1 protein-coding gene is annotated in these 11,477 nt (G+C 73.6%); it reads right to left on the bottom strand.

What is annotated here, in order from left to right; genetic code table 11:
- The coding region (locus ACGF12_RS37310; protein WP_393040703.1) for an SDR family NAD(P)-dependent oxidoreductase at nt 1–11,477 on the bottom strand (11,477 nt) is incomplete at both ends.

The following is an 11,477-nucleotide window of genomic DNA, read 5'->3' as shown; positions in this document are numbered from 1 at the left end:
CGCGGCAGCTCGCCGTGCTGCATCGCCATGACCATCTTGATGATGCCGCCGACGCCCGCGGCCGCCTGGGTGTGGCCGATGTTGGACTTCAACGATCCCAGCAGCAGCGGCCGTTCGGCCGGCCGGTCCTGCCCGTAGGTGGCGAGCAGCGCCTGCGCCTCGATCGGGTCACCGAGCGGGGTGCCCGTGCCGTGCGCCTCGACCGCGTCCACGTCGGCGGCGTCGAGACGGGCGTTGGCCAGGGCCGCCCGGATGACGCGCTGCTGCGAGGGGCCGTTGGGCGCGGTGAGGCCGTTGCTCGCACCGTCCTGGTTGATCGCGGTGCCACGGACCAGACCCAGGATGCGGTGGCCGTTACGCTGCGCGTCCGAGAGGCGTTCCAGCAGGAGCAGGCCGACGCCCTCACCCCAGCCGGTGCCGTCGGCGGACGCCGCGAAGGCCTTGCAGCGGCCGTCCGGTGACAGCCCGCGCTGCCGGCTGAACTCCGTGAACATCGAGGGCGCGGACATGACGGTGATGCCGCCCGCCAGCGCCATCGAGCACTCGTCCTGCCGCAGCGCCTGGGCGGCCAGGTGCAGGGCGACCAGCGAGGACGAGCACGCCGTGTCGACGGTCACCGCCGGGCCTTCGAACCCGTACGTGTACGACAGCCGGCCCGCCGCGACGCTGGTCGTGTTGCCGGTGCCGACGTACCCCTCGAAGCCCTCCGGGATGCGCGGCAGCCGGGCCAGGTAGTCCTGCGCGATGACGCCCGCGAACACACCGGTCGCCGATCCGCGCAGCTCGGCCGGGTCGATGCCCGCGTTCTCCAGGGTCTCCCAGGAGGTCTCCAGCAGCAGGCGCTGCTGCGGGTCCATCGCCGCGGCCTCGCGCGGCGAGATCCCGAAGAACTCGGCGTCGAAGCCGGCGACGTCGGCGAGGAAGCCACCGGTCTTGGCGTACGAGTAGCCCGGCTTGCCCGGCTCGGGGTCGTAGATCGCGTCGACGTCCCATCCCCGGTCGGCGGGGAATCCGCTGATCGCGTCCCGGCCCTCGGCGACCAGCCGCCACAGGTCCTCGGCGGAGCTCACGCCGCCCGGGTAGCGGCAGGCCATGCCGACGATCGCGATCGGCTCGGCGTCACCGTCCGGGCCGGAGCCCCGGTCGGCGGCTCGCGTCGCCTTCGGCGCGGTGGCGGCGGCGCCCGCCTCGCCGAGCAGCCGCTCGCCGACGAAGGCGGCCAGGGCGCCCGGGGTCGGGTAGTCGAAGATGAGCGTGGCGGGCAGCCGCAGACCGGTGGCGGAGTTCAGCCGGTTGCGCAGCTCGACGGCCGTCAGCGAGTCGAAGCCGAGCTGCTGGAACTCCTGGTTGGCGCCGATCGCGTCCGCGCCGGTGTGGCCGAGGACGGCCGCCACCTCGCCGCGCACCAGGTCGAGGACCAGCGCGGCCTGCTCGGCAGCGCTCCGTCCGGCCAGCCGCTGGGCCAGCGAGGACGGGCTCGCCGTGGTGCCCGCGGCCTGCCGGACCGGCCGCCGCACGAGGTCGCGCAGTACGGAGGGCAGGGGGCCGCTGCCGTCCAGCGCGGACCGGTCCAGCTTGGCCGGGACGACAGCGGGCAGCGCGCCGGCCACCGACGCGTCGTACAGCGCGAGGTTCTGCTCGTCGCTGAGCGGCAGCAGGGCGCCGCGCTTGCCGAGTCGGCGCTGCTGGTCCTCGTCCAGCGTGCCGACCATGCCGGCCGTCGGGGCCCACAGGCCCCAGGCGAGCGAGGTCGCCGGCAGGCCGCGCGCCGCGCGGTGCTGGGCCAGCGCGTCCAGGAAGGCGTTGCCCGCCGCGTACGCGCCCTGGCCCGGGTTGCCGACCGTGCCCGCGATCGACGAGAACAGCACGAACGCCGCCAGGTCGCGGTCCGCGCTCAGCTCGTGCAGCCACTGCGCGCCGTCCACCTTGGGCCGCAGGACGGCCGCCAGCCGCTCCTCGCCGTACGACTCCAGGGTGCCGTCGTCCAGAACACCGGAGGTGTGCACCACCGCGGTCAGGTCCGGGAGGTCCGCCAGCAGTTCGGCGACCGCCTGACGGTCGGTGACGTCGCAGGCCAGCACCCGCACCTGTGCGCCCGACCCGCTCAGCTCGGCGACGAGTTCGGTGGCGCCCTCGGCCGCCGGGCCGCGCCGACTGGTCAGCACCACGTCCCGGGCGCCGTGCTCGGCCACCAGGTGCCGGGCCAGCAGCCGGCCGATCCCGCCGGTGCCGCCGGTGATCAGCACGGTGCCGTCCGGGTCGGGCGCGTGCGGCACGGTGAGCACCACCTTGCCGATGTGCTTCGCCTGGCTCAGGTACCGGAATGCCTCCGGTGCGCGGCGGATGTCCCAGCAGGTCACCGGCAGCGGGCGCAGCACGCCTGTCTGGAACAGCTCGCGCAGCGCGGACAGCATCTCCTGGATGCGGTCGAAGCCCGCGTCCATCATGTCGAACGCCTGGTAGTCCACGCCCGGGTGCCGCTCGGCGACCTCCGCGGCGTCCCGGATGTCGGTCTTGCCCATCTCCAGGAACCGGCCGCCTTGCGGCAGCAGCCGCAGCGAGGCGTCCACGAACTCCCGGGCCAGCGAGTCGAGTACCACGTCCACGCCCTCGCCGCCGGTCGCGTCGAGGAAGCGCTGCTCGAACTCCAGCGTCCGCGAGGAGGCCAGGTGCGCCTCGTCCAGGCCCGCCGCCCGCACCGCCGCCCACTTGCCGGCGCTCGCGGTGCCGAACACCTCCACACCCAGGTGCGCGGCGAGCTGCAGCGTCGCCATGCCGACGCCGCCGGCCGCCGAGTGCACCAGCAGCCGCTGGCCCGGTCGCATCCCGGCCAGGTCGTTCAGCGCGTAGTACGCGGTGAGGAAGACGATCGGCGCGGCCGCCGCCTCGGGGAACGTCCAGCCGTCCGGGACGTGCGTGACGAGCCGCTGGTCGGTGACCGCGCGCGGCCCGGCCCCGCCGTCCAGCAGACCCATCACCCGGTCGCCCGGCACCAGCCCGGTCACCCCCGGGCCGACCTCCAGCACCACGCCCGCGCCCTCGCTGCCGATCAGCGCGTCGCCCGGGTACATGCCCAGGCCGATCAGCACATCACGGAAGTTCAGGCCGGCGGCGCGCAGTGCGATGCGGATCTGACCCGGCTCCAGCGGTGCCTCCGCTTCCGGGTGCGGCACCAGCGCGAGGTTCGACAGCGTGCCCTTCTCCGTCACGTCCAGCCGCCACGAGGTCTCCCCGGCCGGCGGCGCGAACGCGCCCGACCCGCTCTCCCGGGCCAGCCGGGGCACCCACGCGGTGCCCTCGCGCAGCGCGAGCTGCGGCTCGCCGGTGGCCAGCGCAGCGGCCAGCACCTCCTCGGACGCCGGAGCACCGTCGGAGTCCAGCAGCACGAACCGGTCCGGGTGCTCCGCCTGAGCGGCCCGCACCAGACCCCACACGGTGGCCGACCACGGATCGGCCGCCGCCTCGCCCGGGCGGGCGGCCACGGCCCCGGCCGTGACCAGGACCAGCCGGGAGTCCCCGACGCGCTCGTCCGTCATCCAACGGCGCACCAGCTCCAGCGCCCGAGTGGCGGCGGCGTGCGCCCGCCCGGTCCCGGCGACGTCGTCCGGGCGCACCTGGACCAGCAGTGCCTCCGGCAGCGGCGCGTCGTCCGCCGCCAGGGTCGCCGCCAGGTCGTCGGTACGGGACACCGTCAGGGCGGTGGCGGTGGCCGCGTCGGTCGGGAGCGGGAGGGACGTCCAGCCCAGCGTGTACAGCGCGTCCTGCTCGGCCGGCCGCGCCCGCAGCGACTCCGGCGACACCGTGCGCAGCACCAGCGCCCCGACCGAGACCACCGGCGAACCGGCCGGATCGGTGATCTCCAGTGCCACCGCACCGGAGGCGGCGGGTGTGATCCGGACCCGCACCGTGGTGGCGTCCGTGGCGTGCAGGGCGACCCCCGTCCACGAGAACGGCAGGCTGATCGGACCTGACTCGCCCTGCTGCGCCGCCGCCAGCGCGCCGAAGGTGAGCGGGTGCAGGGCGGCGTCCAGCAGCGCCGGGTGCACGCCGAAGCGGCGCCTGCCGCCGGCACTGCCGCTGCCCCCGCTCGGCAGGGTGACCTCGCCGAACAGCTCGTCGCCCGCCTGCCAGGCCGCGGTGAGGCCCTGGAACACCGGGCCGTAGCCGAGCCCCAGGCCGGTCAGTCGCTCGTAGAACCCGTCCAGGTCCACCGCCTGTGCGCCGACCGGCGGCCAGGCCGCGTCGGCCCCGTCCTGCGGGCGCGGCTCCGGGGCGGTCCGGGCCAGCGTGCCCTCGGCGTGCCGAGTCCACGGCGCGTCCTCGGCGTCGCCCGGCCGCGAGTGCACCCACACCGGCCGGCAGTCGTCGTCGTCGGGTGCGCCCACGGTGACCTGGAGCTGCACGGACCCCTGCTCGGGGATGACGAACGGCGCGGCCAGCGTCAGCTCCTCGACCAGCGCGCAGTCGACGTGGTCACCGGCGAACAGCACCATCTCGGCCATGCCCGTGCCCGGCACCAGCACCGTCCCGTGCACGGCGTGGTCGGCCAGCCAGGGGTGGGTGCGCAGCGAGAGGCGGCCGGAGAACACCACGCCGTCGCCCTCCGCCAGCGGCACCGCCGCCGACAACAGCGGGTGTTCGGTGGGGAGTTGGCCGAGCTGGCTCGGGTCGCCGTTGGCGGAGCTGGTGTCGATCCAGTAGGTGCGGCGCTGGAAGGGGTAGGTGGGGAGGGTGGTGTGGATGTGGCTGGTGGTGGGCCAGTTGACGGGGTGGCCGTGGGTGTGGGCGGTGGCGAGGGCGGCGAGGGTGGTGTGTGTCTCGGGGTGGTTGGGGGTGAGGGTGGCGGTTGCGGTGGCTTCGGGGTGGGTGGTGCGGGTGAGGGTGGTGAGGGTGGCGTCGGGGCCGAGTTCGAGGTAGGTGGTGACGTCGTGGTGGTGGAGGGTGGTGAGGGCGTCGTGGAAGCGGACGGCTTCGCGCAATTGGCGGGCCCAGTAGGCGGGTTCGGTGAGCTGGTCGGCCAGTTTGCCGGTGAGGGTGGAGATGATCCGAATTGAGGGCTGACTGTATGTCAGTTCGGCTGCGGTGGACTCGAATTCGTCGAGGATCGGGTCCATGTGTGCGGAGTGGAAGGCGTGGCGGGTGTTGAGGACCTTGGCTTTGCGGCCTTGGGTCTTCCACTGTGCGGCGAGGGCGTGGACGGCGTCGGTGTCCCCGGCGACGACGACGGCGTCGGCGGAGTTGACGGCGGCGATGGTGAGTGCGTCGGTGAGGTGCGGGAGGATGTCCTCCTCGGTGCCTTGGAGGGTGGCCATGGCGCCTTCGCGGGTGTTGTGCATGAGGCGGGCGCGGGCGGCGACCAGTTTGGCGGCGTCGGCGAGGGACAGGACGCCGGCGCAGTGGGCGGCGGCGATCTCGCCGATGGAGTGGCCGGCGAGGTAGTCGGGGGTGAGGCCGTGGTGTTCCAGGAGGCGGAACAGGGCCGTCTCCAGGGCGAAGAGTGCGGGCTGGGTGTGCAGGGTGGTGTCGAGCAGTCCGTCGGGGTTCGATGCGATGATGCGGCGCAGTTCGGGGTCGAAGTGGCTGAGCGCTTCGTCGTACGCGGCGGCGAAGACGGGGAAGGTGTCGTACAACTCCTCGCCCATACCGACTCGTTGCGATCCCTGCCCGGTGAACAGGTAGGCGATTTTGCCGTTTCGGGAGGCGTTGCCGGTGACCACGCCGGGGTGGTTGGCGCCCTGCGCCAGGGCGTGCAGCGCCTCTGCACGGTCGCCGGGCAGGACGACCGCGCGGTGCTCGAACAGCGAGCGGCCGGTGGTCAGAACGTGTGCGACGTCCGTGTCGGCAGCGTCAGGGCGTTCGGTGAGCCAGTCCAGGAGGCGGCGGGCCTGGTCGCGCAGCGCCGGTTCCGACTTCGCCGACAGCGGCCAGACGACCGGCAGTTCGGGCCCCTCGGCGGTCGCCTCGTCGGCCACCTCCTCGACGGGCGGCTGCTCCAGGATGACGTGCGCGTTCGTCCCGCTCACGCCGAACGACGAGACGGCCGCCCGACGCGGGTGGTCGGAGTCATCCCACGGTCGTGCCTCGGTCAACAGCTCGACCGCGCCGGCCGTCCAATCGACGTGCGGGGACGGTTCGTTGACGTGCAGCGTCTTCGGCAGGACGCCGTGCTGCATCGCCATGACCATCTTGATGATCCCGGCGACGCCGGCCGCCGCCTGGGAGTGTCCGAGGTTGGACTTCAACGAGCCCAGCCACAGCGGACGTTCGGCGGCACGCTCGCGGCCGTAGGTGGCGAGCAGCGCCTGGGCCTCGATCGGGTCGCCCAGGGTGGTGCCCGTGCCGTGGCCTTCCACGACGTCGACTTCCGCGCTGCTCAGCCCGGCGTTGGCCAGGGCGGCACGGATGACGCGTTGCTGGGAGGGGCCGTTGGGGGCGGTGAGGCCGTTGCTGGCGCCGTCCTGGTTGATCGCCGAGCCGCGCACCACCGCGAGCACCTGGTGCCCGTTGCGGCGCGCGTCGGACAGCCGCTCGACGAGGAGCAGGCCGACGCCTTCGCTCCAGCCGGTGCCGTCGGCGTCGGCGGAGAACGCCTTGCACCGGCCGTCCGGTGCGAGGCCGCGCTGGCGGCTGAACTCGATGAAGGTGGTGGGCGTGGCCATCACCGTCGCGCCACCGGCGAGCGCCAGGTCGCACTCGCCGTTGCGCAGTGCCTGCGCGGCCAGGTGCAGGGCGACCAGTGAGGAGGAGCAGGCTGTGTCGATGGTCACGGCCGGGCCCTCGAACCCGAAGGTGTACGACACCCGGCCCGAGGCGATGCTCGGCGCACTGCCCGTCCCGATGAACCCTTCGAAGCCACGCGGCGCGTGGTCGACCAGCCGGGAGCCGTAGTCGTTGTACATGATGCCGGTGAAGACGCCGGTCTGGCTGCCGTGCAGCGCTGCCGGGTCGAGGCCGGCCCGCTCGAACACCTCCCAGGCGGTCTCCAGCAGCAGTCGCTGCTGCGGGTCGGTGGCCAGTGCTTCGCGCGGCGAGATCCCGAAGAAGTCGCCGTCGAACTCGGCGGCCTCGTGCAGGAATCCGCCGTTGCGGGTGTACGAGGTGCCGACATGCTCGGGGTCCGGGTGGAACAGGTCCTCCGACCAGCCGCGGTCGAGCGGGAAGGGCGAGACGGCGTCCACCCCGTCCGCGACCAGTTGCCAGAGGTCCTCGGGCGAGCGCACCCCGCCGGGGTAGCGGCAGGCCATCCCGACGATCACGATCGGCTCGTCGTCCAGCGCCGTCGGGCGGACGGCGACCGCACCGGCACCGGCCGCGGTGGATGCGCCGAGCAGTTCATCGCACAGATACCCGGCCAGGGCGACCGGGGTCGGGTAGTCGAACACCAGCGTGGCGGGGAGCCGCAGCCCGGTGACGCCGGCCAGGCGGTTGCGGAAGTCCACGGCGGTCAGCGAGTCGAAGCCCAGGTCGGTGAACTGCCGGTCCGCCGGCACGGAACCGGCTCCGTCGTGGCCGAGTACGGTCGCCACTGCGGAGCACACGGTCTCCAGCAGGACGGCGTCGCGCTCGGCGGCCGGCAGGGCGGCGACTCGCTGGGCGAGCGAGCCGCTGCCGGAGGCCGGGCCGGCCGCGGCGCGGCGCAGGCCCGTACGGACCAGGCCGCGCAGGGCGACCGGCACCTCGTCGGCGTTACGCAGGGCGGCGAGGTTGAGCCGGGCCGGGACGACGAGGGCGCGGTCGATGCCGAGCGCGTCGTCGAAGAGGGCCAGCCCCTGCTCGACCGTCATCGGAGTGACGCCACCCCGGCTGAGGCGGGCGCGGTCGCGGTCGGTGAGCTGTGCGGTCATGCCGTCGCCGGTGTCCCAGAAGCCCCAGGGCAGCGAGACCGTGGGACGACCGAGCGCCCGTCGGTGGTGGGCCAGCGCGTCCAGGAACGCGTTGGCAGCGGTGTAGTTGCCCTGGCCGGGGCTGCCGAGGGTGGCGGCGATGGAGGAGAAGAGCACCAACGCGGTGTCGGGACCGATGAGTTCGTGCAGGTGCCAGGCCGCGTCCACCTTCGGGCGCAGCACGGCGGCCAGCCGCTCCGGGGTGAGCGCGGCGATCACGCCGTCGTCCAGCACGCCCGCGACGTGCACGACCGCGGTGAGCGGACGGTCCAGGGACTCCAGCAGGACGGAGAGCGCGGCGCGGTCAGCGGCGTCGCAGGCCGCGACGGTCACCGTGGCGCCGAGCCCGGTCAGTTCGGCCACCAACTCGGCGGCGCCCGCCGCCTCGGGGCCACGCCGGCTGGTGAGCACCAGGTGGCGCACGCCGTGCCCGGTCACCAGGTGACGGGCCAGTTCGGCGCCGAGGGTGCCGGTGCCGCCGGTGATCAGCACGGTGTCGTCCGGGCCGAGTCCGATGGGGGCGATGTCGGTGGGCACGTCGTCGGTGCGGTCGGCGCCGGGGGTTGCCGCCGACACGCGGACGAGTCGCGGTACCAGCAACTCGCCTGCGCGGAGCGCGACTTGCGACTCACCGCTGGCGAGCGCGGCGGGTACTGCGGCCGCCGACGCCGGGTCCTCGTCCAGGTCGATCAGCACGAACCGGTCCGGGTTCTCCGTCTGCGCGCTGCGGACCAGGCCCCAGACGGTCGAGGATGCGGGGTCGTTCACGTCGTCGGCGGGCACGGCCCGGCGCGTGACCAGGGCCAGCCGCGACTGGGCGAACCGTTCGTCCGCCAGCCAGGCCTGGACGATCGCCAGCGCCCGCCCGGCCACCGCATGCGCAGCGGCCGCCTGGCCCTCGCCGTCACCGCCGCCCTCGCCCCCGGTCGCCGAGAGGTCGATCCGTACGGCCGGCGTCGGCACCAGTGTGGCCAGGTCCTCAGGGTTGGAGATCGACGCGATGTCTTCCACGACCGCGTCGGTCGCGACCTGCACGGGCACCCATTCCACGCCGTACAGCGGCCGCGCCGCCGCCGGCGCGGCCGTCCGCGACATGGCGCGCAACGTCAGCCCCTCGGCGGTCAGCACGGGCGCGCCCTCGGCGTCGACCAGCGTCAGCCGCATGGTGGCGGCGTCGACGGGCGTCAGCCGGACGCGGGCGGCGACCGCACCCCGTGCGTGCAGGGTGACCCCCGTCCAGGCGAACGGCAGGCGCACCTGGTCGTCCTCGCTCTCCAGCACGCCGAGGCCGAGCGAGTGCATCGCGGAGTCCAGCAGTGCCGGGTGCAGGCCGAACGCCTCGGCCGCCTCGAACTGCCCATCCGGGAGCCGGACTTCCGCGCACACGTCATCGCCGTCCCGCCAGCCCGCGCGCAGGCCCTGGAACGTCTCCCCGTACCGGAAGCCCGCGTCGGCGAGCCGGTCGTAGAGCCCGTCGGTGTCGACGGCCACGGCCTTCGCCGGGGGCCAGGCGGTGCCGAGCGGCGCCCCGTTCAGGGCCGCCGAGCCCGACGCGGTGAGGGTGCCGGACGCGTGCCGCGTCCATTCGGTGTCCTCGCCGACCGCGCGGGAGTGCACCCGCACCGCGCGGCGGCCGTCGTCATCCGGGGAGCCGACGCTCAACTGCAGCTGGACAGCGCCCTGTTCGGGCAGCGCGAGTGGGGATTCGATGGTCAGCTCGTCGACGGTGTCGTAACCGACCTGCCCGGCGGCGTGAAGTGCCAGCTCCACGAACGCCGCGCCCGGCAGTAGCGCGGTCCCGAGCACCTCGTGGTCGGCCAGCCAGGGGTGGGTGCGCAGTGAGATCCGCCCGGTGAGCAGCAGCCCGTCGTCCTCGGCCACCGTAATGGCGACCCCGAGCAGCGGGTGCTCCGCCTGGTCGAGTCCCAGTTCGGCCACCTTCACCGTGCCGGTGGGCTGGAGCCAGTAGGTCTGGCGCTGGAAGGGGTAGGTGGGGAGGGTGGTGTGGATGTGGCTGGTGGTGGGCCAGTTGACGGGGTGGCCGTGGGTGTGGGTGGTGGCGAGGGCGCCGAGAGCGGTGGCTGCCTCGGGTCGGTTCGGTATGAGGGTCGCCGCTGTGACCGCGTCCGGGTGGGTGGTGCGGGTGAGGGTGGTGAGGGTGGTGTCGGGGCCGAGTTCGAGGTAGGTGGTGACGTCGTGGTGGTGGAGGGTGGTGAGGGCGTCGTGGAAGCGGACGGCTTCGCGCAATTGGCGGGCCCAGTAGGCGGGTTCGGTGAGCTGATCGGCCAACTCGCCGGTGAGGGTGGAGATGATCGGGATCGTTGGCTCGTGGTAGGTCAATGTCTCGGCGACGGCGCGGAATTCGTCGAGGATCGGGTTCATGTGTGCGGAGTGGAAGGCGTGGCGGGTGTTGAGGACCTTGGCTTTGCGGCCCTGTTCCTTCCACTGTGCGGCGAGGGCGTGGACGGCGTCGGTGTCCCCGGCGACGACGACGGCGTCGGCGGAGTTGACGGCGGCGATGGTGAGTGCGTCGGTGAGGTGAGGCAGGATGTCCTCCTCGACCCCCTGGAGGGTCGCCATGGCGCCTTCGCCGGTGCTGTGCATGAGCCGGGCGCGGGCGGCGACCAGCTTCGCCGCATCACTCAACGACAGGACGCCGGCGCAGTGGGCGGCGGCGATCTCACCGATGGAGTGCCCGGCGAGGTAGTCGGGGGTGAGGCCGTGGTGTTCCAGGAGGCGGAACAGGGCCGTCTCCAGGGCGAACAGCGCCGGCTGGGTGTACAGGGTGGTGTCGAGCAGCCCGTCCGGGTTCGACGCGATGATTTCCCGCAACTGCGGGTCGAAGTGGCGCAGCGCCTCCTCGTACGCGGCGGCGAACACCGGGAAGGTGGTGTACAACTCCTCACCCATGCCGACCCGTTGCGATCCCTGCCCGGTGAACAGGAACGCCAGCTTGCCGCCGCTCGCCGCCGCACTGCCCGTCACCACCGACGGGTGCGGCGTGGCATCGGCCACGGCGCGCAGCGCCTCCGCCCGGTCGTCGGGCAGCACGACCGCACGGTGCTCGAACAGCGAGCGGCCGGTGGTCAGTGCGTGGGCGATGTCGGCATCGTCCGTGTCCGGGTGTTCGGTGAGCCAGTCCAGGAGCTGCCGGGCCTGGTCGCGCAGCGCCGTTTCCGACTTCGCCGACAGCGGCCAGACGGCGGGCAGTTCGGACCCCTGCATGCCCTCGTCGGCGGCCGCCTCGACCGCCGGGGCCTCCTCCAGGATCACGTGCGCGTTCGTCCCGCTCACACCGAAGGAGGAGACGGCCGCCCGGCGCGGACGTCCGTCCGTCGCCTCCCACGGCTGCGCGTCCGTGAGGAGCGAGACCGCGCCGACCGTCCAATCGACGTGCGGGGAGGGCTCGTTGACGTGCAGCGTCTTCGGCAGGACGCCGTGCTGCATCGCCATGACCATCTTGATGATGCCGGCGACACCGGACGCCGCCTGGGCGTGGCCGATGTTGGACTTCAACGAGCCCAGCCAGAGCGGCCGTTCGGCCGGCCGGTCCTGCCCGTAGGTGGCGAGCAACGCCTGCGCCTCGATCGGGTC

This window comes from Kitasatospora sp. NPDC048296, assembly GCF_043201815.1.
Lineage (GTDB): Bacteria > Actinomycetota > Actinomycetes > Streptomycetales > Streptomycetaceae > Kitasatospora.
Note: the sequence above shows the minus strand (reverse complement) of the source record. Positions and strands in the feature narration are given on the sequence as shown.